We start from the raw sequence: 327 nt of genomic DNA on the forward strand, positions 1-327 counted from the left end.
AATGCGAAAGTGATCTGAAAATTACCGAACATTACACCGATACAGCGGGCTTCACTGAGCATGTTTTCACCCTGATGCATCTGCTGGGATTCGCTTTTTCGCCAAGGATCCGGGATATTCATGAGAAGCGGCTGGTTATTCATCAAAAGGCCGAGCGTTATTCCGGGAAACAGTCCGTCATATCAACAACCAGCCTGAATCTCAAAGACATTGAGGCGCGCAGGGATAAAATATTGTACCTGGCAGCCTCAATTAAACAGGGGATTGTCACCGCATCGCTGATAATGAAAATGTTAGGGAAGGTGCGAATAAGCAGGTCATTTCTTC

At 46.2% G+C, this 327-nt stretch carries 1 protein-coding gene; it reads left to right on the plus strand.

The genetic code is table 11. From position 1 onward, the window contains the following. Nucleotides 1-327, plus strand: a 327-nt coding sequence (locus FDX01_RS03560) for a Tn3 family transposase (RefSeq protein ID WP_170974750.1), incomplete at both ends; no start/stop codon positions are given.

The organism is Citrobacter sp. wls613 (genome assembly GCF_005281195.1).
In the GTDB taxonomy this organism is placed as follows: domain Bacteria; phylum Pseudomonadota; class Gammaproteobacteria; order Enterobacterales; family Enterobacteriaceae; genus Citrobacter; species Citrobacter gillenii.